Here is a 25,910-nt window from a genome sequence, read left to right as displayed (position 1 = left end):
AAGAGAATATGAAAAGGTTTTGTGCTACATGGATTGTGAGTTGTATTCTTTTCGTTACGGCTTTCGGGCAAGTAACAGGTTATCCTGAAATGAAGGCAAAGAAAATTGATCCCTATTATTTATGGGTGAGCCTTAATCAGACCAGCAATCTCATTTTCCCATACGAAATTAAAAGTGTTGACCGAGGCAGCAGTGCCATCCTCGCTCAGAAGGCAAAGGGGGCAGAAAATGTATTGCAGGTGAAAGCTGCGGCAGTAAATTTCCCTGAAACAAATCTGTCTGTAATTACAGCAGATGGACGTTTGTATTCTTTCCTGCTAAAGTATGCTAACGAACCATCCGTATTGAATTTGCGATTCTATAAAGGTGAAGAAGATGGCAAAGGAGTAATGCTGAAAGGGTTTGAGCATGATAAAGAGTTCTACGAAAATTCGAGCCTACAGGTAATGGAACATCGGGGATTTTTGCGTAAGCGGACTTCTGAACAAAAGGTGAGCCTCTCACTAGGTAGTATTTACATGCGGGAAAATATTATGTTTTTTAAACTTACGGTTCGCAACAATTCTCAAATCAGTTATACGCCTGACTACATAAAGTTTATTGTTAAGGATAGAAAGAAGGCAAAGAAAACAGCCATTCAGGAAAAAGTGCTGAATCCATTGTTCTCTACTGAACAGCCTAGTATAGATGGTGATAGCTCTGGTAGTGTTGTTATAGTATTTCCGGCATTTACTATTCCTCGTAATCAGGATTTGCTTATTCAGGTTGGAGAAATGAATGGTGGAAGGACACTTTTGCTGAAACTCAGGCATCGGTATCTGCTTCGGGCAAGAACCCTCATATCAGACTTTCCGTTTTTACGTACCTCTGGCACCGGCATTCAATAGTTTACTTTTTAACCTGGTGGTGGCTGATTACTGTAGTGGTTAAATATAACATATGGAAGATAGGCAGTTGGAATTTGTTAAAAATCAATTTATTCATATTGGGGCAAAGGAGGCATTCACGGCGGATTTGGTTGAAAAATTGAAAGCGTATGAGCCTTTAATCAAACATGAGTACATAAAGGCATATCCTGATGGCGATGCTCATGCTGTTTTTCATGTCAAAAGGTCTGCTAATATGGAAAATTACTTCTTATCCGAGATGGATATGTCAACGATTATAGCAGGGACAAACATCAAGCATCAGAATACATTTTATTTCAATCATCGGAATTACGAACGCGGTGATCAACCAGATAATGCCACCTTTTTACAAGCATATAACTTTCTCCAATGTAGGCCGGTATTCTTCCCTAATAATAAAATTTGGGAACAGGAAGTGCCAAGCCCATCCTATAAACATGGTTTCTTTTTCGAGGCTTTCGATCAAAGCTATGGTTATGATTTGGGGAAGGTGCTTGACCAGTATTCTTTTTTCAATCCACATGATAAGCTATCCATTCTGGAATCCTTGCAAGCTGGGAATTTGGAAAAGCAAAAATTCACTACTAGAGATGGTTCACAACGTGATTATTTCATTACCCCAGCGATTACTTCAGATAGCCTAGATTTATTTGATGAGAATAGGAAACTGGTGCCGATAAAGGAACAAATTGAGCAAAAATTAGTTAGTAGGAAACTGGGCGAAAAAATTCAAAGGCAGGCAGGCAAAAATCTAAAATTGAACGTTGAACAACGTGCTGATATTGGAAAAAAGAAGTCTATTAAGCAGGCAATAATTGAGAAGATCGCGCCAATTAAAAAGTTACTTAGAAAGATTTGATAATAGGTGTTAGGCAATATTCAGCCTATGAATGTCACCAGTAAAAAGTTTATTCTATGGATGGAAATGAAGTTAATATAACGCAAAAACACTTTATGCTGATTGGCATGAAGGAAGCATATAACGATGCTCTTATAAAGAAAATGCAGGAAGGGCTTCCCTCTATTGAGCATCCGTATTCTAAAAAATATGATGAAGGAAATAGTGACACTGTATTTCACTTGAGGAAGTCAGCTACAACTGGAGATTATTTTCTTCATAAGTTCGACATGACTGCTCAGAAAGGTGAGAACGGAGAAACTCGGACACAAACCTTTTACCTGAACCATAGAAAGGAGGAAGAAGGCCAGAAAGTGAAGGATAATTTTACTTATAAAATGGCATATAACTTCCTGCAAGGTAGACCTGTTCACCATGCTAAAAGTGATTCTTGGGAAAGGATAAAGCCAAAGGAGAAACTACAAAATGGCAATTACAATTCGGAAAGATTTGATAAAGCCTATGGCTACGATGTAGGAAAGGTAATTGACGAATATTCTGTAGTATACAAATCTTCATTGAAAGAATCGCTGGAACGTGGCAATTTTCAAAAGGAGAAGTTTTTAAATAAAGATGGGAAGCAGGAAGAATTGTACACTACTCCTGCTATCCGGTCTGGTAGTTTAATTCTTTATGACCTGGATAAAAAGCTGATTCCTTTGGATCAGCAGATTGAGAAAGGGTTTATCAGTCAGGAGTTAGGAGAAAAATTAAAACAGCGACAGCTTGAACAGCAGCAAAAGGAACAAAAGAAGGAACCGCAGGATAATAAACAGACGAATAGACAATCTGATAACCAAAAGGAGAAGCAGCAGCAGTCTGCAAAGAAAGGTCAGAAACAGAAGGATGGTGAGGCAAAGCCTCCAAGAAAGCAGCGTAAACAGACTACAGGATGATTTGCTTTGATAGCTATATAGATGATTTTATGGATATGGTAGGTGAAGATGCAAAGTTTAGCCCTAAGCATATTAGCTTGATGTTGGCTATTCTTTATTTTTTCCGTAAGCAAGGTGGTATCAATCCAGTTCGGGTTTTTTCAATGCAACTACGGGATCAAGCGAAAATCCGATCTGAAAGAATCTACTATTACTGTATGAAAGATTTGAAGCAGTGGGGGTATATAAAGATCAATCCCTCTTTTAAGCCTGATGTAGCAAGTCTAATTACCTTGCGTGAAATTGGGAAAAAGGAATAAGGAAATGGAGCAGGCATAACCTGCTCCATTTTATATATTGAACATCACATGATTTATTTTTTCTAGTCAATTTCAGAAGCTCCTATAATTATGGTTTTTGGTTGCTGTGCTAAAGGTAACGTTAATGTAAACCTGCTGCCTTGTTTTAACTGGCTGACTACTTGTAATGAGCCATTAAGTTGTGTTGCATATCTTTTTGATATATGCAGCCCAACTCCTAAGCCTTCTTTAGATTTGTCTAGTCTAACACCTGGCTGAAATATCGAATGGATCTTTTCAGGGGCTATCCCGATACCCTGATCTTTCACTTCGAGTATAAAAGTTGTATCATTGCCGCCAGTAGATAAATTGATAGTGGAATTTTTTGGACTGAATTTAATAGCATTTGAAAGAAGGTTAAAGGTTATTCGTGTTAGTTTCGCTCGATCAGTTTGTATTGTTTCTGGTGTTTCAGGTGCGATTTTTAGTTTAAGATCAATATCATTAGCTGAGGCTATAATTTTAGATAACTGGCTTATTGAATCTATTAGGTTGATGGTATCAACGGAAGTTATTACAGGATCATCATTGCCTGCACTTAAATAGGCTTTGGTATTTTCCATCAGGTCGCGTATGCCTCTGCAAGCAAGATGGTATATTTCATAATATATTGCAAAGTTAGCTGTGAAAGATGGTATGTTAAAGTCACTCAATAGATGCTCTAAGCCATTGAGCGGAGCGCCGAGATCATGCCCGACTGCAATCATGAAATCTTTCATTTGTTGTAACTCGACCTGGAGATGGTGATTCTCTACTTTAAGGTTTTGTAATTCTACGCGAAGGGTTTCTTCTTCTGAGCAGTCTGAATGTGGAACTTCAATGGTTTGCTTCATTAGGATATTGTTTTGGTAAAGCAATGAACATAAAACCGGCTTTTGAGGGGTGATAGCCGGATATGTATAGATAAACGAAAATAGATGATAAAAAGTTTTAATTTATAATCACTTCTATATGCTATAGCATGATAAGAATAGTTTGTTGTGTATATAAATATACCTAATAAGTACATGCCTATAGTCATGTGTTTATTAGTTCGAGGTTTGGCACTTTCCATGTCAAAAGAGATAATGGTAGAATTATCAGCTATTGATAGGTATATAATAGACAAAGTGAAAGAGTTGAGAACGGCCAAAGGTTACAGTCAAGAGCATTTATCTGGGTTGATCGGGAAGGCTGAGGGATATATTGGGAACGTTGAAAGTCCCAAAAGAGGAAAGCATTATAATACAAAAATACTTAATGAGTTGGCTAAGGCTCTGGAATGTTCCCCTAAAGAATTTTGGCCCGAAAAGCCATTATAAGGAAAGGGGCCATTTGCGGTGGCCCCTTTTTGGGGATAGCTTTTATAAAGAAAAAAGATAATAACTGTAGTGTTTGCAAAAGTAATAATATTTAATAATGTTATTTTAACGTATTTATCAGTATGTCAGCATATTTCTGCTAATTTGCGTAGGTCAAAAATAAAAAGGTTCGAGTTTTGTACCATAGGGTTCACAGAGAAATGAAAAGGCTTCAGAATATTTTCTGAAGCCTTTTTTGGTTTGAATGGGATTGTTGTTCCGTATGATGTCAATTCACATTATTATTTGTCCATTATTCGCTTCTGCTCGTTACTTACTTATTTGATAATTTTCATCAAAAAGAGTTTAATGGATGTGCTGAATGAGCTAATTTATTAACCTTTAAAATGGGTTTGCAAAAAGACATTGAACACTCTGGAAAGAATAACAAAAAACTTTGCGTTTCCTTTCACGAGATGCCGTGTGTATTTGAAGGTTAATCGATGTTTTTTACTATATTGGGACCATTAACCTGAATTTCCAGAAGTGTTTCACTGGCGGGACTTGTGGATAGTTGTAAACCTTTTACAATAATCATTTGTAAGCTCCAATTCTGAGACCAAAGAGTATTACTGATTGATGTTTAGGGTAAAATTCAGAATTAATATCAAAGACTTATAGAAAAGACTTTTATGAGCAAAGAAAAGGAAATAGAGAATAACCTTATCAAGCAACTCACCGGTCTTAAGTATATTCATCGGCCTGATATAGTCGATCGAAGAACACTTGAGCAGAACTTTAAAAATAAATTTGAGGCGCTTCATCGTGTGCGACTTACTGACAATGAATTTTTAAGGCTAAGAGAGGAAATTATTCACCCGGACGTTTTTTTTGCATCTAAATTATTAAGAGAGAAGCAGTATTTCCAACGCGACGATGGAACACCCTTATATTACACTTTGGTGAACCATAAAGAATGGTGCAAGAATGATTTTGAAGTCATTAGTCAGTTGCGTATTAACACAGAGAACAGTCATCAGCGCTATGATATTATCTTGCTGATTAATGGTTTGCCTATGGTGCAAATCGAATTGAAAAGAGGAGATATATCACATCGCAAGGCGATGCAGCAGCTTGTGGATTATAAAAATGAACCTGGCAATGGTTATGGAAATTCATTGCTCTGCTTTATGCAGCTGTTTATTGTAAGCAATGTAAATCGTACTATTTATTTTGCAAATAACAAAAATCAACACTTTGCTTTTAATGCAGATGAACAATTTTTGCCAGTTTATGAGTTGGCAGACATTGATAATCAAAAGATAAATAATCTCTATGCTTTTACTGATAAGTTTCTATCCAAATGTACGTTGGCAGAAATGGTCAGTAAATATATGGTACTTGTTGAAACAGAGCAGAAATTGCTTGTTATGCGACCATACCAGATCTATGCTGTAAAAGCCATTGTGGATTGTATTAAAGACAACAGAGGAAATGGGTATATCTGGCACACCACCGGAAGTGGTAAAACGCTGACCTCATTCAAGGCATCTACTTTACTAAAGGATAACCCCGATATAGAAAAATGCCTGTTTGTTGTAGACAGAAAGGACCTTGACCGTCAAACCAGGGAAGAGTTTAATAAATTTCAGGAAGGCAGCGTAGAAGAAAATACCAATACGGAAACTCTTGTAAGGCGTTTGCTTTCTACCGATTATGCTGACAAAGTAATTGTTACTACTATACAAAAGCTGGGTTTGGCACTTGATGGAACCTATAAGAAAAACTATAAAGAACGCCTGGAGCTGTTAAGACAAAAACGTATGGTTTTCATTTTTGATGAGTGTCATCGTTCGCAGTTCGGAGACAATCACAAAGCGATTAAAGAGTTTTTCCCGAATGCTCAACTATTCGGTTTTACGGGTACGCCTATCTTTGATGAAAATGCTACTTATAACATTAGGGAAGGAGAAGAAGGTTCTTACAAAACGACACAGGATATTTTTGAAAAAAGATTACACGCCTATACCATTACACATGCGATAGACGATAAGAATGTATTGCGTTTTCATATCGATTATTTCAAAGGCAGCGGCAACATCAATCCCAAGCCGGGCGAAGCTATTGCACAAAAGGCTGTGGTTGATGCAATTTTAGACAAGCACAATGCCGCCACTAATTCGAGGCGTTTTAATGGACTATTGGCGACAGCCTCTATTAATAATGCCATAGAATATTATCAGCTTTTCAATATGGCACAAAAGGCAAAACTTGTAGAAAATCCGGATTACACTCCATTGAACATTGCGTGTGTGTTTTCTCCACCAGCTCAATTGATGGGCAAAGACGGTGATCAGCAAAGCCAGAAAAATGCGGCTGATATTAAGCAATTGCAGGAAGATCTGAGCCAGGAAAAGGAAGATAACAAAGAGAACCCTGAAGAGAAGAAAAAGGCGTTAATAGAAATCATTGACGATTATAATAAGCAATTTGGCACCAATCATTCTATCAACGAATTTGATTTGTATTACCAGGATGTGCAAAAGCGGATCAAAGACCAGCAATATAGCAATGAAGATTATCCTCATAAAAACAAGATTGACATTACTATAGTCGTGGATATGCTGCTTACAGGGTTTGATTCTAAATACCTGAACACCTTGTATGTTGACAAAAACCTTAGATACCATGGATTGATCCAGGCATTTTCCAGAACAAATCGTGTACTCAACGATACTAAACCATATGGTAATATCCTGGATTTTCGTTCGCAGGAAGCAGCAGTAAACAAGGCAATTGAATTATTTTCGGGTGAGGACAATGGAAAAGCCAGGAAGATTTGGTTGGTAGATCCTGCACCTGTAGTAATTGATAAATTTAAGGAGGCAGTAGAAAAGCTGGGAGTGTTTATGCAGGAGCATGACCTGGTAAGCGAGCCATCAGAAGTATACAACCTGAGAGGAGATGCAGCACGATTGGCCTTTATGAAAAATTTTAAGGAGGTACAACGGCTTAAGACGCAGCTGGACCAATACACAGATTTGGATGAAGAGCAAAAGACTGCCATCGAGTCTATTTTGCCACAAGAGAGGTTGCAAAATTTTAGAAGCTCCTATCTCGAAACTGCAAAACAATTTAGAGAAATACAACAGAAGGAAGGGGATAACGCACCTTCGGAAATACAGCAATTGGATTTTGAATTTGTATTGTTTGCCTCTGCAGTGATTGATTATGATTATATTATGAATCTAATTGCCGCGAATACCCAAAAGAAGCCGGCTAAGCAAAAAATGACCAAGGGACAAATAATTAGCCTGTTAAGATCCAATTCTAATTTCATAGACGAAGAAGAGGATTTAACGGAGTATATCAAAAGTCTGGATTGGGAAAGCGGACAAAGTGTAGAAAGCTTGCGCAAGGGCTACGAGAAATTCAAAGAAGATAAAAACAACAAGGAGCTTGCGGCCATTGCGGAGAAACATGGTTTGCAAACAGTGGCAATCAAGACCTTTGTAGACGAGATTATAAGCCGGATGTTTTTTGACGGTGAAAAATTAACAGGTTTATTAGAGCCATTGGAGTTAAGTTGGAGGGAACGAAGAGTAAAAGAGTTGGCTTTAATGGAAGACTTGGTACCGCAATTAAAAAAATTAGCCCAAGGGCGTGAAATTTCTGGATTAGTAGCTTATGAGTAAGAAAAAAAAATTGATACCGAAATTGAGGTTTCCTGAGTTTGAGAAGGATGGAGAGTGGGAGGTTAAGGTCTTGTCAAAAATCACTGATGCTATTTTTGATGGAACACACCAAACGCCGAAATACACTGGAGATGGAATACCGTTTTTCAGTGTAGAGAATATCGTAAGCAGAAACAAGAATAAGTTCATTTCAAGAGAGGATTACCAAATAGCCACAAGCAAAAATAAACCTGAAAAGGGTGATGTCTTAATTACAAGAATTGGAAAAATTGGATTCTCTTCAGTCGTGAACTGGGATTACGAATTTAGCATTTATGTAACTCTTGCGTGTATCAAAAAATCAAAGTATTTTAATTCCTATTATTTACATTCCTATTTTCAATCCAATACTTATCAATATGAGATTCTTAGTAAATCTTTGTTAAACGCAGTTCCGTGTAAGATAAATATGAATGAACTAAGGGAGACCAGGGTATTGCTACCAGAATTAGGTGAACAAGATAAAATCGCTTCTTGCCTTTCTTTCTTAGATGAAACAATTGCTGCCCATAACCAAAAGCTGGAATTGCTCAAGGAGCATAAAAAGGGCCTAATGCAAAATATTTTTCCGCAAGAGGGAAGGAAGGGGCCGAAGTATCGATTTCCTGAGTTTGTGAAGGATGGAGAGTGGGAAACGAGGAAGCTCGGCGACATTGCTGAGAATCTAGATTCAAGGAGAATTCCTGTTACTTCGACTCACAGAGATAAAGGAGATGTTCCTTATTATGGGGCTTCAGGAATAATCGATTATGTAAAGGATTATCTCTTTGATGAAACACTTCTCTGTATTTCGGAGGATGGTGCGAATTTGATTGATAGAAACTACCCTATTGCCTTTAACATATCAGGCAAAACTTGGGTAAATAATCACTCACACGTGTTAAAGTTCAATAATATTGATACTCAATTAGTAGTTGAGGCTTACATTAACTCTATCAATGTCGAAGATTTCCTTACAGGGATGGCCCAACCCAAACTTAATAGAGCGAAGCTTGATATTATTCCTATTCCATTACCAAAGAATGCAAAAGAACAGCAAAAAATCGCCTCATGCCTTTCTTCCTTAGACAAACTAATCACCACCCAAGCCCAAAAACTAGAGCAATTAAAGCTACATAAAAAAGGATTAATGCAAGGTCTGTTTCCCAAAATGAATGATTAGAAATGAAGCCAGTAATAAAATTCAATAACCTGACCGAAGTCGCTCAGCATTTACGAAAGGACTTAACCGGTGATCATCGGAAACTGAAAGAGTTTATTCTGCTATTTGCGCATAATGGTACTGGTAAAACCAGGCTTTCGATGGAGTTTAAACAGGCGGGGAAGGAGTTTGATGCTAGTGGTAATGTAATTGCAAGAGACACATTGTATTTTAATGCGTTTACAGAAGATTTGTTTTCATGGAATAATGATTTAGAGAACGATACAAATCGATTTCTGAAACTTAATTCGGAATCTGTATTTTTTGAGGGACTACGCGAATTAGATTTAGATGTCAAAATAGAAGCATTCTTTAATAATTATGTTGATTTAAAGTTTGATATTAATTACGAAATATCTACCGTTACATTTTCAAGAAGTATAATTGTTGATGGTCATGAGCAACGTATAGAAAATATAAAGATTTCGAGAGGAGAGGAGAATCTCTTTATCTGGTGTTTTTTTCTAGCTATTTGCCAATTGGCAATCGATAAAGACCCCGCATATAGTTGGGTAAAGTACATTTACATTGATGATCCGATATCGTCCCTCGACGAAAATAATGTTATTGCCGTAGCCTGTGATCTATCGAATTTATTGACCAGGGAAGATAATCATATTAAAACAGTAATTTCTACACATCATAGTTTGTTCTTTAATGTAATATTCAATGAGTTCGGCAGAAGTGGAAAGAATAAACGTTATTTTCTGCATGGCAAGCGATCTACTGGATATGCTTTACAGGATACTAGCGATACGCCGTTTTTTCACCATATTGCAATATTAAGTGAACTAAAGCAAGTCGTTGAATTAAATAGGATTTATACTTATCATTTTAATTCTCTAAGAAGTATATTGGAAAAAACTGCAACTTTCTTTGGGTATGATAGTATTGATAAATGTATAGGAAGTCTGAAGGCAGAAGATGAAGTGCTTTTTGAAAGAGCATTACAACTATTTAGCCATGGCAAATACTCAGTTTTTGATCCGGTGGAAATGGGTGACGACAACAAAGAACTTTTTAAACGAATTTTAAATGGATTTCTCACCAAATATGAGTTTCATTTTCCAGAAATATTTGAGGAAGAAACCAAAAAAATGATAAATGACACAACAACAACTAGGTAAAACCCTTTGGGCTATAGCAGATGATTTGCGTGGTGCAATGAATGCGGATGACTTTCGTGATTACATGCTATCTTTTTTATTCCTAAGGTATTTATCGTCCAATTACGAAGAAGCTGCAAGAAGGGAGTTGGGAAAAGACTATCCCAGGTTAGCAGAAGGTGATGATCGCATTCCACTATCTGTTTGGTATGCGGAGAATAAAGTCGAAGTACCGGATTTTGAGAAACAGATGAGGCGAAAGGTACATTATAATATAAAGCCTGAGCACCTTTGGAGCAGTATCAGCGAAATGGCACGTACTCAGCATTTGGATTTGCTAAAGACTCTGGATGAAGGTTTCCACTATATAGAAAATGAATCCTTTGAAAGTGCTTTTCAGGGATTATTTTCGGAAATCAATTTAAATTCTGAAAAGCTTGGAAAAACCAATACTGACAGAAACAAAAAGCTCTGCACGATCATTCAGAAAATTGCGGAAGGTATTGCAAATTTTTCTACAGATTCTGACACGCTGGGAGATGCTTATGAATACCTTATCGGGCAGTTTGCTGCTGGATCGGGAAAAAAAGCAGGCGAGTTTTATACCCCACAACCAATTTCAACTGTACTTTCTGAAATTGTGACCTTAGATGGTCAGGATCCCACGAGTGGAAAAAGGGGCAAACTGGATAAAGTGTTGGATTTCGCATGTGGATCAGGTTCCCTGTTGCTGAACGTAAGGAAGAAAATGAAAGATAATGGCGGGAGTATAGGAAAGATATACGGACAGGAAAAAAATATCACCACCTACAATCTCGCCCGGATGAATATGCTTTTGCATGGCATGAAAGATGGTGAGTTTGATATATTTCATGGAGATACTTTGGAGAATCATTGGCCCCTGCTCAATGAAATGAATCCGAGTAAGAAAATGGAGTTCGATGCTATCGTAGCGAATCCACCCTTTAGCTTGAGATGGGATCCTACTGAGACTTTGGCGCAAGACTTCCGGTTTAAAAATTATGGTTTGGTGCCAAAATCAGCGGCCGACTTTGCTTTCTTATTGCATGGTTTCCACTATTTAGCCAAGGAAGGCACAATGGCAATTATTTTGCCCCATGGTGTATTATTTCGTGGTGGTGCTGAAGAAAGAATACGTACGAAGCTTTTAAAGGATAATCACATAGATACTGTCATTGGTTTGCCTTCCAATTTGTTCTATTCCACTGGTATTCCGGTTTGTATTCTGGTTTTAAAAAAATGTAAAAAACAGGATGATGTCTTGTTTATCAACGCCAGTGAACATTACAAGCCAGGGAAAAGACAAAACTTGCTGGAGGAAGAGCATATAAAAAAGATAGTTGAAACTTATCAGTTTAGACCAGAGCACATTGAAAGATATGCACGACGGGTTTCAATGGAGGAAATTGAACAGCACGGCTATAATCTTAATATTTCACGGTATGTAAGTACATCAGTACAGGAAGTGGAAATTGATCTGAAAGAAGTAAATAAAAAGCTTACTTCAATAAACGAGAGTATAAAAGTGAATACAGAAAAGCATAATGAATTTTTAAAAGATTTGGGGCTGGATCCTATATGAGGGAAGAGCTACTTTTAAATTCAATTTCATAAACATTGCCGAAACTGCGACCCCTGACAAAGGTTATGCAATGTCTGCCAATTTTCGCAATTCAAGGATAAAAGAGTTCGAATTTTGTACCATAGGGATCATAGAGAAGTTACAAACCTCGCGCTAGTCGCGGGGTTTTCTTTTTTAGTCGAGCGTTTAGTTGAGCTCCTTTTGTATAACCCCGATTTCTTTACGGCATTTCCGTTTAACGACAATTTTGCCTTTATTGACGACAGAAATTGTCGTTAATCATATTTCGTATAGCAGGAGTGGATACCTTTTTTTCAGCGGCAACGGTTATCTGGGAAGCAAATATCAATGAATTACATAGTTGAATTTGTTTGCGAAATCGGTTGGATGTTAGCCGAAATATATTAATTGCCCAGCGCCAGACGGGATCGGTCAAATAAACGCTATCAGGTATAACGGCCCCATTCCGCACTGGTAAAGCCTAACCATATAAGTAATTCATAAATAACTGAAAGCATTATTGCCAGAGAAATAATAATGCATAGAAGACGTAATCCGGCGGAGTGTTGTCGCGGAAGCAGCATCTTTGTTAAAAGGCTGGCGAGTCCGGCGGTTCCCAAAAAGAGAATAATACCGCCGACAATGAATATGAGAAATCCAGCTCCTATAGCTGCTTGTAAAAGTATCATATCACCAAGATACTAATCAGACATCAGGTTATGGGATAATATTTTACTGAGGCCGCAAATCGCGACTGGTTATATTGGTCATTTATAAACTGTGCAAGCGAATCCAGGATAGATTGTATGCCGGTACCAAAAGATAATAGATAGACCAGACTTAAGCGAACACTTTATATCTCATCAGGTAGAGAACAAACATTAAAATAGGGTGGTCGGGAAAGGATAGAATAGAATAAAAAAAGCCGAATATTGTATGAAATGAATACTATGAAAATAGTTTCTATATTCCTTATCCTGGGAATCCTTTCCGCAAAACCGTCCGCGACACTTACGCCCATCCATAGAAGTATGGCCTATTTTCTTGTGCCGGATAAAAAGAGCGCTTGTAGCGACGATTTTCCGGATGGGCTTTCCTGTTTCTTCGAGCAAATCGGCGGCTTTGATGAAAAGGCCGAAGTGGCGCAGGTAAGCAAGGTGCTGCAAATTGACCTCTCTATATTCCAGGATGTGGAATACAACTATAAAGATGAGCAGGAGGTCAGGATACACTGGCATAATCTGCCGGAGTTCACCCGCGTAGTGGATAGTAAATGATTTGATTGACTTGAAAAAGAAGCTTGACTGTTACCGAAAAAACGGCGTAATGAGAGTAAGGCTCGAATATATGTAAACGGTGTCAGTCCGGGCTTGTCTGATGAAAATGTTTTTCCTTGCAGGCAGCCAAGTATACTTACCTGAAAGTATACACGCTGCCCTCCGGCGATCGGCCTGCCGATGAAGGTATGGTCAGACTCCTGCCATTCATGTTAAGAGATAGAAACACGCAATGTAGCCACTCAAACTGAATTTGCTAAAGAGGAGATGTTGTCAAATTCATCTTTCCCCCATACTTACCCATGATACTCCATATTTTTTGAAAATCTGAAAGCAGATTTTCGTTGACGCCATTTAGCCCTTCAAGTTCTGTATTGGCAATAAAAAGCATCCCAAATCCTTTTTCCGGATTAAAGAAAAGAAACGATGTTACCCCGCCATCACTGCCGCTATGACCGATAATGCCATTCTTTTTTATGGTATAAAGTACACCGATATTGGGTTCGTCAGGATCTATGCCCTTCGGTGTATATGCTGCCGAGAAGGCTGGCTGCATCATCATTGAATATGACGACGGCGTAAGGAGTGTGCCTTTCCCTTGATACCCGGCAATATTCTCTTTTAGAAAGAGGCTTAATTCATGACAAGAGGTAATCAGGCCTCCATCAGGATAGCAAATAGCGCTGTAGCAGGGATAGGGAGCTTTTAAACCGGTGTATAAAGTAGCTGCGCTGCGCTCACTGTCCGCTGTCCTGAACCATCCTGAATGATTCATTTGGAGGGGATTTAGTACGTATTTTTCCGTATAGGCCGCAAAAGAGAGCCCTGATTTTACTTCTATCAGGTAGGCAACAAGATCGGAAGCAAGATTAGAATATTCATATCGTTTTCCTGGTGCGGCCTTGTTAAAGTTCCTTTTATTATAGAAATGGCCATCCACCGCCAGATAGTTCTTAAGAAAGAGGGCCAGGCTGGTATCTACCCCTGATGCGCCATAACCTTTAGATAACAGTTGCTTATAAAGCGCGTTGTTTTCGTTTACGGGAGGGGAATAAATGTAGGTCTTCTTATAAATATCCTGATTATCTATGATGCCGGATGTATGTGTAACCAATTGCTTTATACTGATGGGCGTTTCCGGTGTATAGGGAGATAATACCCTGAATGGTAAAATATCATTGATATTCGTGCCAGGCGTAAACAATCCTTGTTCTATTGCCTTCATCACTGCCATACCTATGAATAATTTACTGACGGAAGCTATAGGTTGCAGAGTGGAGGTGCTATACGGAATCTTCTTTTCAAGATCTGCATACCCAAAGGCGTGTTCATACAAAATGCTATCCTTGTTTACTATGGCTACACTAAAGCCGGGAAATGCTGACTGGTTATATTGATCACTTATTAACTGCGTAAGTGAATCCCGGATAGATTGGGCACTGGAGCTAAAAGAAAGCACGCCAGTCAGAAAGAATAAAATGATAAATTTTGAAACAGGCTTATCAGCAAAAAAGCTGGAAATAGGATTCATAGAGGTGCTGTTTTTATGCAAAGGAAGGTTATACTGTTGCCTAATAGTTCCTGGTTGCTTTGGCAATATCGGTAATAATTTCTTCTCTTGCTGAATACACCCAAAATAGCTGCAAGATTGGACAAGCCGGTGCAGCAGTATAAGGACGTGATGGGAGAAAGCGGGAGATTAATGGGAGAATGATGCAGGTAAGGTGGAGTTGATCTGAAGATGGATGGATGATATAGTGGATGATAGTTTTACCTGGGGTATAACAGTGCAGGGCAGGAATGCAGTGAGGTATCGGGTATTTTTTTAAACAACAATCAGGCATATACCTGAAAAAAAGGCCGGTATTCATACATCCGGACATAGGTATCCATGAACCATTTCCCAGGAAATACTGGAAGCAATATAAGAGCAGCTGATAACAATATCCGGTCAGGAGAAAGTTATAGCTGTTCGTTCCTGTTGTAAGGCTAATGAAGAGTGGTCAATTGCAGGACCCTTAAGTAGCAGCAGGTCGTGGTACAATGGCCACCGTTTCGATAGTGGCTTGCTGTGTTTTTTACCGGTTTGTGGGATTGGAGATGCTGCTATAGTTACAGCAATCACCTCTGCAGCCATGTATTTGTTGTTGTCCATAACCAGGCTCCCCTGGAAAGCCCGTACCTGTAATACGACGATCCCTGTTCCTTTTCCCGGAACGGTCATGTTCAGTTCCATGCCTTCGAACGGTTTACTGAGGTCAATCCTCTTTGTGATGGAGACTGCGGGGGTAGTCCGCCGGTGGGCAAAATGAGCCCGCACAGCGATGGCTTTTATCTCAAAATGGGTGAATCCGGACAATCGTGATAATTCCTGTGCAGGAATCCGCAGGATGCCATCGGATGTGAATATGGGCGAGTGAGAGAAGAATTTTTCCAGGCCAGTATGCCGGTTGAACCGGTATCCTTTTATGCCCTGTACGCCGGATTGTATCAACACTTTGTTCAGCCGGTTTACGAAAGCGCCGTCGCAACGAAGATTCAGGTGAGGGGCGAATGCTTTACGTATGAGGCTACCTTTACGACTGGCAATACCAAAATTGCGGGCAGCCTGCCGGGTGGCCGTTGTTTGTTTTACCCGGGCAGGCATACTACGCAGGAAGTGAACTCCATTGCGTTCGTAGCCAATCACGTTATCCAACTTGCCGGTAAAGAAGAATGGGCCTGTTTGCGTTGCCATGTTACCTACATTTTTCTTAAAGTTATGACAACCGGGGGATCAGCTTCCGTGATTTCTTTAGCAATTATTAAATGTGTCTGGCCAGGGCGTTAGCGTATATTCAACGGAAGGTACCCCGGAAGAGGGAATTGTTCAGTACTGCTTACACGGGTATTAGAAGATTTCGAAAAGTAGAATGGTAAACTATCTTATGACTTCACTTACCAGAATTATAGGAATGACATTGGTATAGTTTACAAAATCTGCTCGAATCGCATTGCTATTTGGAGTAACGGCAGCTTTATATTCACTTAAGCTTTTTACATAAAATGTACCAATAGCCATAAAAGGTAAAGGTTGGTTAGGATCACTACCACCACTGGAAAGCCCTTTCTCAATCGTATATTTAACCAAATTTGACCCTAAATAACCCGCGACCATAGGCATGTGCTTAGTTTCATAGTATTCCATATTGAAAGTTTTTCCTTCGGCATAAGGATACATGACGGATATCTTAATTAAGCCTTTTTCAGTAACAGCAATGTTGTGTTTTGCGGATTTTCCAGATCGCTTTTCTTGACTAAATGCAACAATACATACGGTTAAGCACAAAAATGACAGGATAAGTGTGAACTTCATGACTGGTTAAATTTAGGCTAAAAAGTACTTAAATTATTTTGAAATGCATACAATGTTTAAATTTATTCTTGTAATTACAAATGATGATAAATTTTGTCTGCTATTTTGATTAATAGCTATCATAATGCTGAAATAATTTTTGCTTATTGGTATTGTTATGCAACCACTCTGGAGTATTGGGGTCGCTTAACCATTGTTGGTTCCCAATCTCAAATGAACATGCCTTTGGTAGCAGTATCACTATGCATGCTGGATGCGCCATATAGAACTCATAATGAGTTCGGGCACCAACAAGGGGCCTGAAACCACAACAGATTATCCCGTTATGATTTTTTCAATGGCCGCCACATAGTTTGATCCTATGGGAAGTTCTACCTGCTGTATCCATACATTGTTTCTGTCAATACGGGTAACTTTTCTGATGGCGACAATATAGGACCGATGTATCCGGGCAAAATCTGAAGCTGGTAAGAGTGCTACTACTTCGGCCATAGTCATACGGGAAATGACCTTTCCCTGCTCTAAAATAAAATTAATATAAATGCCGTTACTTTCTGCATATAATATCTCTCCCAGTACCACGCGAATCTGTTCATAGCCACTTTTTATAAAAACAGAGCTAACGGAAGGAGCGGATAAAAAATTACTTTTCCTGAATATATTTTGTTCAAATGCTTTATTGCAAGCTTGTAGAAACCGGGACAGGGAAAAAGGTTTCAATAAGTAGTCAATCGCATTCAGTTCGAAACTCTGGACAGCATGCTCACTATAGGCTGTTGTAAATATAACCATTGGAGGTGTTGAAAGAGATCTTATCAACTCAATGCCGGAGATATTGGGCATTTTGATATCCAGGAATATCAGATCAACATTATTCTTTGTCAGGAAATCAACGGCCTTAACAGGATTCAAAAAAACAGCTGTCAGGTCTAGAAAACCAACATTACCTGCCATGTTTTCAATCACCTCCAGGGCAATTGGTTCGTCGTCGATGGCAATAGCTTTGAGCATTATTTATTAGTATTTTATTAGAAGATTCATTGTCGGATTTTCTTGCAAATAATTTTCTTCCCGTTCTTGTAAAACGACAAATCACTTATTATCCCGCTCTCATCAACTCCGAATTGTATTTCCGTTTGATTGTATCCGTCATCCAAATTAAAAACATTTTCTTTTAAGGAATACAATTCTTGCTTTCTGCCGCCTGTTGCCGTAAGATGCCCGTTCTCCAATTCTACCTTTATGGCCATACCTGGTTGCATTTCATAGGAGCCAATGTATTTGTTCAGTATTTCCCGACTTAATCTAACTTCGTTTTTTGCAGGCAAATGATAAGGCTGGTTATATAAAATTGCGACTATTTTTTTTAAGATGTGATGTGTATCGTCAATATCTTCCGCATTTTCAAGCAATACTATATGGATGTCATCTTCAGGAATACTGGCTACGAGGGAATTAAATCCCCATATATCTCCTCCGTGAGAAATCACACGTTTGTTAAACAATGTATCTATCGTCCACCCATATCCGTAATGAGGATTGACAAAGGGCGTGCAAGCCTTCTCCAGGGATGTTTTTGTGATAATCTTGTATGTGCCAATACCGTCTAACCATTTGTACAGATCTCCCGCCGTCGAATAAATCGATCCCGCTGAGAAAGAGGCAGAAGAATCAATGATTGATGCGGGATGTTTGGCTGTATCCGACAAATAGTAATACCCGGTTGCCTTATTGTTATTTGCCAGATGTACAAAATCAAAGCCACTGCTTGTCATGTTTAAAGGAGTGAAAATGTATTTTCTTACCGTTTCGTAGTATGTCATCCCCGAAACGCGCTGAATGATATAACCAAGGAGCTGATAACCTTTATTGCTGTACATAAACTGTGTTCCCGGTGAAAATGCAAGGCTACTCTTCTGAATGGAATCCAATAATGCCCGCTCGCCTTGAAGAGGCGCAGTGGGACTTCCACATAGTTGATCATTTATTCCGGAAGTATGCGTTAATAGATTTTCTATACTGATGCTGTCTCCCTTGAGGAAATCCGGGTAAAACCTGCTGATCCTATCATTCAGAGAAATCTTTTTCAGATCGATCATCTTGAATATGATGGCGGAAGTAAATTGTTTGGTAACTGAAGCTATCTGGTAGATTGTAGCATTGTCATTCAATAAACTGTCCTGGATATTTTTCCACCCGTATCCTTTCTCTAAAAGAATTTTTCCTTGTTTAGACACGAGTGCCGATCCATTAAATCGGTACGCATTGGTGCTGGCTCTTAATAATTCATCCATCTTTTCCGTTGTTGTTTTTTGCGAATAAACAGTCTGTATTGTAACAGTCATTAGCAAAACTGAAAGTATTTTTTTCATACATTTTATTATTTTAATTTTTCGATCAGGGTTGAATGACCAGACGAACCAGGAATTCCCGGCCGTCATCGCAAATATTGACCTGATGCCGATTGGGATAGATGATATTCAATCTTTCTAAAACATTCTTTACACCAATTCCGGAACGGTTTTTTTCAGGATCATTATTTGTTTTTGGATGCAGGCTGTTCCGAACCTCGAAGCGAATATCAGTTTCATTGCAGTCAAGCGATATTTTGATCCATGACGATGCTTCAGGGTTGATCCCATGCTTAAAAGCGTTTTCCACAAAGGGGATAAGAAGCATCGGAGCGATCTGGTGGTTACAATACTGCTCTTCGATCATCACCTCAATGGAGATACCGGGAGATATTTGCATACGCAGTTTTTGTAGGGCAATGTAATTTTCCAAATATTCAACCTCCTTAAGCATCGGAATTAAATCGGCAGGGTTCTCGTGCAGCATAAAGCGCATCATGTCTCCCAGCATTTGTATGCCCTTTGCAGTGTCGGGGGATTTCTCCCGCAGGGCAATGCCGTATAGCGTATTTAAAGTGTTGAACAAAAAATGTGGGTTGATTTGTGATCGCAGCAATTGCAGATCTGCCTGGGTCTCTATCAATTCCTTTTCCATGCTTTTCAAACGCAATATGCTGTCTTTCCGTCGGCAGTAAACCAACCAGGAGACTGGAGTTGTAACAAGCAACTGGCCCATCCAGCAAAGCAGAAAAAGAATAAATTGATCCTGTGGAAGATTTGGATCTTTGTATGCAATAAAAGGGAACGTGCATATAAAAGTGGATAAAAACAAACGCAGCAGAACCCTGTATGAAAAAACAGGCGTCTCACCCTTCCAGGGAAATAACCAATAGATATTACTCATAAATACCAAAAACGTGGAAGGAACAACCAAAAAGTAAGCTATAAAAAGGAAATGTTCTTTTTCAAAATTCAGTGCAGAAAAAAGATAAAGGATCGAAAAATAAATTGCGGCGAAGGTTGTAAATTGGTTGATGAATGAGACCCAATAGGCCCTGCTCAGGATTGGTTTTTCAAAATAACTTACAATGATTTCACGTAAAAATCCCAGGAGAAAAATGAAAATCAGCAGGCTTATCGTCCTCGAAAACCCGTCAAATGCATAAGTTAGCGGATGTGCTGTGTATCCAAATAAAGTTGAAAGATGGAAGCCGCCACCAAATAAAATAGGATTAGCCAAATAAGCAGATAAGTTCGTGCCGAACAAGATCAGGAAAACCAACAGGACAAGCACTCCAGCCAACCTGCAGATCTTCTTGATAATCTTACCGGTCATCTCTTTTAGGAATAAACTTTTCACCGAAGGAATGATCAGCCTGTTAATAATCATGTAGGATACATAAAATATAAGGATAGAGACAATCTGAGGCAGCCATACATTTGTATAGTAATTAGTAAAGGGCGTTTTATTACTGTTATAAACTATGAGGTAAACTGATTCCAGTTGCTTAGGCGTTAGGGTGGCCCAGTTCCAGCAACAACGGATGATTGCGATGACAGTAATCAGGCTGACCCATATCATTTCGTGCTTTCGCCATCTGATTTTTAACCTGCTTTCCTGGAAGTCCGTGGTTGGAATGGGAACCTGATATTTCATGCGCTTCTTTTTACAAGGTTACTTTAAAAAAAGAAAGGCTATCTGTAAATGATATTAAACGGTTAAAAAAAGATACGAAAATGGGGAACTGTTTTTCCTATTCAGGTTTGGTGGGGGAATGTAGGGGGTTAACAGTGTATTTCTTTGTCTGAAGCTATTATCAGTAAAAGTTTTGTCAATGCCGATCCCATCGCCTGAAAACAAACCGCAAAGCATCGTAATAAGCTTTTATAGGTTCTGTCATATGCGTGTCTTCGGGATAGCAAACATACTTATGGTCTAAACCCGCAATCTTTCTTTGGGTTATAATAGAATCGAATTTTACAAGATCGTTATGGAAGGCAGATTTACCATCTGACATTCCTTCGTTCGCATCACTGTAAAAGATCAATTTGTTTACAACCCGGTCATTTTTTAGCTTTTCATCAGCGAGTCTGAGTAAATAGCGTTTATCCCACCAAAAGGATGGGCTTATCGCTATATAAGCTTCAAACATATCCGGCTGCGTTAACAGGCAATTGATCGTGGTGATACCACCGAATGAATGTCCTGCAAAAATTTTAAAGGGCTGTGTTTTATAATGCGCGTCAATATAAGGGATCAGTTCAGTACCAATGAACTGCAAAAAATTATTGCCACCACCGCTTGACTTATATCGGGGGTTTGAACTGGTATCAGGCTTTCCTTCATAATCAGTAATACTATTGGTTGGGGTAAGATCCCTTGTACGGTTTGTATTTGGGATGCCGACTATAATCATTTCGGGCACAACATTTACGTCCCGGCGACTAAGATACCGGCAATATTCTGCAACCAGGCTAAAATGATTATCCCCGTCGAGTACGTATAATACCGGATAACGCTTATCGGGCCGCAAGGTATCTGCAGGCGGTACATAAATATAAACTTTACGGTCTTCACCCAACACCTTAGACGAAAGTTTGATGACATCTGCCGATATGGGTTTAAATACCGGGTCGGTTTGGGCAACCAGGCTTTTGGGCATTAACAGGATAAAAAATACATATACTATGCTATTTCTAAAATGACGCTTTAAGTAGCTGTTGTAATTCATGCGAATAAAGGGTTAAAGTATATTGATAAGTTTATGCTTAACAATGTTACAATAAAATATCACAGGATGAAATCATCATCCCCTGGGCGAGCGTTGAAAGAATCTTATAAAAAAACAAATACTATTTCTTTTTTGACGGCGGCGGTGGCGGCATCATTTTAGGCGGAAGCTGCATGTATTGATACAGGAGGTTGACTTTCCCATTTTTATCCAACCGCCATGTTTCCTGTAGTTCCTTTGCTGTCGTTTTTCCTTTGGCATCTGTTGAAATCTCCCTGGTCCATATTACCACCCAATTTTCTTGTCTATCCTTGCTTCTGAGCGGTATCCAGGCATGGATAGAATCGACAACGGTACCCATCTGTGCTCTCATCTTATTCGCAACAACGAAAAGACTATCCCTGTTGCCGGCAAACATATTGCCATCGGAAAAATACATGGTGTCAGTTTCTGCGAAAGAACTCTTTGTATTGTCAATGGTGTTGGCGTCCCAGTTTTTGTACAGTTCGAGCACTATTTGCGCGTTTTTAGGATCACCGATTTCAAAATCCGAAGAATACGCTGCTTTGTAGGGATACATCAGCATTTCCTGTTTAGGCGGAATGGAATCAGACGTTTTTACAGCTTCGGTTGTTGATTTGTTGGGACCGGAAGTGCAGGCTTCTAAAAAAGCAATAGCTACGAAAAGGTGAATCTTTCTCATAAAAATTGTTTTCTAATTTTAAATAATAAATAAAGCCAATAACAACGGTAGAAAAGACAGAGAGAATAGGGGGCTGGTAACAGATTCTAAGGTAAGAAGTTTTAGGGAGAAGTAATGAAATTTGGTGCATGTTATTCTGTGTCAATGTTTTAAATATGTAAAGAGTGCTCGGGTACTCATAGGACGGATGTTTTTACTGTCCCCACCATTTCTAATAAACCTTTGGGGAATATTATAAAAAATCCCGTACTTTATCCCAATTTGTTTGCATTTCATGATGCATTGGCAGAGAATCCCACTGCTGAAACCATTTTGGCAAATAGCGCGCTGAAAGCTATTGCCCATGAATTGGTGGAAAGCGTTCGATGGAATAATATATTATTCGTGTCTTAAACTAATTAACCCTATTGAAACAACAAAATATCCTTAAATTCTGGCGTGACATCGAAATCTTCAATTTGCCTGATGTTAAAAAAGATTTCAAATTCCTGGAGGAAGAAGATGCTTTACCATGGTGCGGTAGTATGCCTCCTGCCCGTCGAAATTATATATGGCAACACACCCTGATTTTCGGATATATCCCCAAAAAACAAGTAATAGACTGCATTTATAAAAGGCTAAACACCATTGCTCCAGACGCAGATTACGAACAACCAGTTACTGGCTATACTTGTCTTGCGGCCCTCTCTTTAGATGAAAACGGTTGTCCGGACCAACAAAGCTATATCCCGGCAGCATATATCTTCGGCATACAATGCCTCAGGGAAAAGGAAGGCCTGGCAAATGTGAAGGAATTGCTTGGTACTGCTGCTATCGGGTTTGAACGGCGATATAATCTGCCACCACTACCCGAAGAGGGGGATGAAGATCTGCAGGGAAAACAAAAGAAGCGAAAAGGCCCTCAGGTAAAATGGCCTCAGCTCAAAAAAGAAATAAAGTATCTCGAAGAACTATGTGATTGGTTGCACGAGCCAATAAGGATACTCCTATTTTCGCAAGAGATACATAAAGACACGCAACCTGATACCAACTTTCTGAATAGCTTTTACCTGGAAGATCTGGATACACTTTCAGACAAATCAGGCTGTCTAAATAATTCTCTTACTCAATATCTGCAAGCTGATATTCACCTGGCTAATCGTCAGGATCTAATTCAGGAAAGAGCTTATTTGATGAATTGGGTTCATCCAAAATTGATGTCCCCTGGTCGATGGCCATCTCCTGTTCAATATGGAATGTACACGGCTCAACTTGGAGCTGTTAACAGTATCCTTGCGCTTAAAAACAAAGAAGGCATTCAGGCTGTAAACGGTCCTCCTGGTACAGGCAAGACTACATTGCTAAAGGACGTAGTAGCGGACATCATTGTTTCAAGAGCTAAGAAAATGCTTTCTTACGATTCTTCTTCTTTGTTTGGGGCCTATAATAGAATTACAAGGGAAGATGGATTTGACTGGCATACTTATACTATCAATCAGGAAATATCAGCAGGGACAGGTATTGTTGTTGCCAGCAATAACAATGCTGCCATCGAAAATATAACCAAAGAACTGCCAGCTGTAACTGCCATCGACCGAACACTATTCCCTGAGGCAGACTATTTCTCTTCTGTAGCCCAAAGGCTCGTTAATACTGAAGCGTGGGGAATATTGAGCGCTGCATTAGGCAATAGTGAGAACAGGTATAAATTCAGACAGAGCTTCTGGATATCCGCAGAAGACATCGTTGGATTTGAAGATATACTTTGGTCGGTTTATAAAGATCAGGATCAAACGCCTGTTTATCATGGATTGTATACAGCATGCCGCACCGGACTTAGTGAGCTGCTAAATACCTTTGAAGACTTTCAGAAGAAGTCAGGGGCTTTTCATGAACGATTACAGCCATATCTTCAGGCAGTTGCAGATTTTAATCAGCATAGAGAGGAGCAGCAGCAATTACGGGTTGAAAGTAAATTACCGGATGATCAGCTTATGGAGATAAGCCTGCAGCAAAAAACTTTAGAAGATGATATGGAAGATATTGAACGACTGATAAAACTTTCCCATCAGCAAAAGCCGTCTTTTTTCTGGTGGAAGAAACTATTTGCGACATTACAATATAGACAGTGGAAAGCCATTAACGATAAATATCTCCAGGAGCAGGTGACTGCTATCAATAAAAAGAGAACGCTTGAAAAGGAAAAAGCAGCAATAAGATCTGCTATCGCTGAAAATAAGAAAAGGCAGCATGACACTGAAGAGAAATTGAAAGAATTAAATATAGAAATCGAAGAATACCAGCAGTCTAAATTGCAGCTTAGCGAGGAATATGGTATTTTGACTAATAACCTGGTCGACGAAATTTTTTATCATGCGCCAATAGCTGATATACACTTACGTACTCCTTATTCTTCAGAACAGATTAATAAATTACGAAGCGAAATATTTCTAAAAAGTCTGGAGTTACATAAGTATGCAATTCTTGCGAACGCAAAGAAGTTTAGAAATAATCTAAGAGTATTTTTTGAATTACTTAGCGGTCGGGGGACCATGAAGGATTCGATAGCCCGCAACTTATGGGATACTTTTTTCTTCTGTGTGCCGGTAGTGTCTACAACCCTGGCCTCCGTAAGCAGGCTTTTTTCTTCGATAGACAAAGATAGCATTGGCTGGTTATTACTGGATGAAGCCGGGCAAGCAACACCTCAGTCGGCAGCGGGCGTAATCTGGCGCGCGCAAAGATGCGCTATCGTTGGAGACCCTCTTCAGATAGAGCCAGTGCAGACTATTCCACCGAACCTGGTGTACAAACTAAACCAACAATATGAGGTAGATGATATCTGGAATCCAATAAGCAGTTCAGCGCAAATACTTGCAGACAGAATATCAAAGCCTGGAACCTATATACAAACAAGTAATGCTGAAGGCATTTGGACTGGCTTCCCATTAAGAGCACACAGGCGATGTGATGATCCAATGTTCCATATAGCCAATCAGATTGCCTACAATGGGCAAATGGTTAAAGTACATATACAACGCAAGGAAGAAAATTATATAGGCCCTTCCTGTTGGTTTCATGTAAAGGGCCAGGCTTCTGGCATCCGGCATGTAATCGAAGAGGAGCTGCTGCTGTTACAGGAGAAAATCGATGCGTTGCTGAAAACCGGTTTTGACAGGAACAAAAAAATATATGTTATTTCTCCCTTTGTTGCAGTAGCAAATGAATGTAAAAACAGATTACGAAATCTTAAAAATGTTTCTGCAGGTACTATTCATACTTTCCAGGGAAAGGAAGCAGAAGTTGTTTTTTTGATGCTGGGGAGCGCCCCTGATTCAGAAGGGGCAAGGGCCTGGGCCGCTCAAAAACCTAATCTCCTGAATGTTGCACTAACCAGGGCCCAAAGACGGATTTATGTAATAGGGAATAAGGAACTTTGGGCGCGCCAATCATATTTTAGAGATCTGGCTGGTGCACTATAACATTTAGAGAAGCAATATGAAAAGAATACAATGCACCGTGTATTTTTTGCTGACCGTTGACGTACAC

20 protein-coding genes are annotated in these 25,910 nt (G+C 39.2%); 11 read left to right on the top strand and 9 right to left on the bottom strand.

The window, feature by feature from the left end:
• Positions 1-8 precede the first annotated feature (8 nt).
• The 4 genes from traN to UNH61_RS14940 are packed head-to-tail and all read left to right on the top strand — an operon-like array spanning position 9 to position 3,001.
• On the top strand, positions 9-887 hold the full coding sequence (gene traN, locus UNH61_RS14955; protein WP_326992760.1) for a conjugative transposon protein TraN: 879 nt from the start codon (positions 9-11) through the stop codon (positions 885-887).
• 52 nt (positions 888-939) lie between these two features.
• On the top strand, positions 940-1,767 hold the full coding sequence (locus UNH61_RS14950; RefSeq protein WP_326992759.1) for a hypothetical protein: 828 nt from the start codon (positions 940-942) through the stop codon (positions 1,765-1,767).
• 56 nt (positions 1,768-1,823) lie between these two features.
• The gene (locus tag UNH61_RS14945; protein ID WP_326992758.1) at positions 1,824-2,702 is read left to right on the top strand and encodes a hypothetical protein; all 879 of its coding nucleotides are present in this window, start codon (positions 1,824-1,826) and stop codon (positions 2,700-2,702) included.
• On the top strand, positions 2,699-3,001 hold the full coding sequence (locus UNH61_RS14940) for a hypothetical protein (RefSeq protein ID WP_326992757.1): 303 nt from the start codon (positions 2,699-2,701) through the stop codon (positions 2,999-3,001). Before UNH61_RS14945 ends, UNH61_RS14940 begins: the two co-directional genes overlap by 4 nt.
• A gap of 62 nt (positions 3,002-3,063) precedes the next feature.
• Here the strand turns inward: UNH61_RS14940 and UNH61_RS14935 are convergent, their stop codons facing one another.
• The gene (locus UNH61_RS14935) at positions 3,064-3,873 is read right to left on the bottom strand and encodes a HAMP domain-containing sensor histidine kinase (protein WP_326992756.1); all 810 of its coding nucleotides are present in this window, start codon (positions 3,871-3,873) and stop codon (positions 3,064-3,066) included.
• Between the two features lie 174 nt (positions 3,874-4,047).
• Here UNH61_RS14935 and UNH61_RS14930 point away from each other — a divergent pair, with 174 nt between their 5' ends.
• The 6 genes from UNH61_RS14930 to UNH61_RS14905 all read left to right on the top strand — a co-directional run bounded on the left by UNH61_RS14930 (position 4,048) and on the right by UNH61_RS14905 (position 13,241).
• Complete coding sequence (locus tag UNH61_RS14930; RefSeq protein ID WP_326992755.1) at positions 4,048-4,341, top strand: helix-turn-helix transcriptional regulator; 294 nt, start codon at positions 4,048-4,050, stop codon at positions 4,339-4,341.
• A 671-nt stretch (positions 4,342-5,012) separates the two neighbouring features.
• Positions 5,013-8,015, top strand: coding sequence for a type I restriction endonuclease subunit R (locus UNH61_RS14925; RefSeq protein WP_326992754.1), 3,003 nt, complete (start codon positions 5,013-5,015; stop codon positions 8,013-8,015).
• Positions 8,008-9,216: a restriction endonuclease subunit S gene (locus UNH61_RS14920; RefSeq protein WP_326992753.1), complete on the top strand. Its 1,209-nt coding sequence runs from the start codon at positions 8,008-8,010 to the stop codon at positions 9,214-9,216. Before UNH61_RS14925 ends, UNH61_RS14920 begins: the two co-directional genes overlap by 8 nt.
• Before the next feature lie 2 nt (positions 9,217-9,218).
• Entirely contained in the window at positions 9,219-10,382 is a 1,164-nt protein-coding gene (locus tag UNH61_RS14915; protein WP_326992752.1) for an AAA family ATPase, read from the top strand.
• The gene (locus UNH61_RS14910; protein WP_326992751.1) at positions 10,360-11,964 is read left to right on the top strand and encodes a type I restriction-modification system subunit M; all 1,605 of its coding nucleotides are present in this window, start codon (positions 10,360-10,362) and stop codon (positions 11,962-11,964) included. Before UNH61_RS14915 ends, UNH61_RS14910 begins: the two co-directional genes overlap by 23 nt.
• Positions 11,965-12,914: 950 nt before the next feature.
• Positions 12,915-13,241 carry a hypothetical protein gene (locus UNH61_RS14905; RefSeq protein ID WP_326992750.1) on the top strand — a complete coding sequence of 109 codons (327 nt, stop codon included), beginning with the start codon at positions 12,915-12,917 and terminating at the stop codon, positions 13,239-13,241.
• Positions 13,242-13,497: 256 nt separating this feature from the next.
• Here UNH61_RS14905 and UNH61_RS14900 read toward each other — a convergent pair whose 3' ends face one another.
• The 8 genes from UNH61_RS14900 to UNH61_RS14865 form a co-directional block, all read right to left on the bottom strand.
• Positions 13,498-14,772 (bottom strand): serine hydrolase domain-containing protein, encoded by a 1,275-nt coding sequence (locus UNH61_RS14900; RefSeq protein ID WP_326992749.1) that lies wholly within the window; start codon positions 14,770-14,772, stop codon positions 13,498-13,500.
• Between the two features lie 420 nt (positions 14,773-15,192).
• Positions 15,193-15,978 carry a hypothetical protein gene (locus UNH61_RS14895; protein ID WP_326992748.1) on the bottom strand — a complete coding sequence of 262 codons (786 nt, stop codon included), beginning with the start codon at positions 15,976-15,978 and terminating at the stop codon, positions 15,193-15,195.
• Between the two features lie 183 nt (positions 15,979-16,161).
• A complete protein-coding gene (locus UNH61_RS14890; RefSeq protein WP_326992747.1) occupies positions 16,162-16,596 on the bottom strand; it encodes an EthD family reductase in 435 nt (144 codons plus the stop codon).
• A 315-nt stretch (positions 16,597-16,911) separates the two neighbouring features.
• The gene (locus UNH61_RS14885; RefSeq protein ID WP_326992746.1) at positions 16,912-17,607 is read right to left on the bottom strand and encodes a LytTR family DNA-binding domain-containing protein; all 696 of its coding nucleotides are present in this window, start codon (positions 17,605-17,607) and stop codon (positions 16,912-16,914) included.
• 26 nt (positions 17,608-17,633) lie between these two features.
• Positions 17,634-18,968: a serine hydrolase gene (locus tag UNH61_RS14880; protein ID WP_326992745.1), complete on the bottom strand. Its 1,335-nt coding sequence runs from the start codon at positions 18,966-18,968 to the stop codon at positions 17,634-17,636.
• 25 nt (positions 18,969-18,993) lie between these two features.
• Positions 18,994-20,604 carry a histidine kinase gene (locus tag UNH61_RS14875; RefSeq protein ID WP_326992744.1) on the bottom strand — a complete coding sequence of 537 codons (1,611 nt, stop codon included), beginning with the start codon at positions 20,602-20,604 and terminating at the stop codon, positions 18,994-18,996.
• A 175-nt stretch (positions 20,605-20,779) separates the two neighbouring features.
• On the bottom strand, positions 20,780-21,610 hold the full coding sequence (locus tag UNH61_RS14870; protein WP_326992743.1) for an alpha/beta hydrolase-fold protein: 831 nt from the start codon (positions 21,608-21,610) through the stop codon (positions 20,780-20,782).
• A 190-nt stretch (positions 21,611-21,800) separates the two neighbouring features.
• Entirely contained in the window at positions 21,801-22,382 is a 582-nt protein-coding gene (locus UNH61_RS14865) for a hypothetical protein (protein WP_326992742.1), read from the bottom strand.
• A 407-nt stretch (positions 22,383-22,789) separates the two neighbouring features.
• Here UNH61_RS14865 and UNH61_RS14860 point away from each other — a divergent pair, with 407 nt between their 5' ends.
• Entirely contained in the window at positions 22,790-25,843 is a 3,054-nt protein-coding gene (locus tag UNH61_RS14860; RefSeq protein WP_326992741.1) for an ATP-binding protein, read from the top strand.
• The last annotated feature ends 67 nt before the right edge of the window (positions 25,844-25,910 follow it).

It is taken from the genome of Chitinophaga sp. 180180018-3 (assembly GCF_037893185.1).
Lineage (GTDB): Bacteria > Bacteroidota > Bacteroidia > Chitinophagales > Chitinophagaceae > Chitinophaga.
This window is presented reverse-complemented; position numbering and strand designations above follow the sequence as displayed.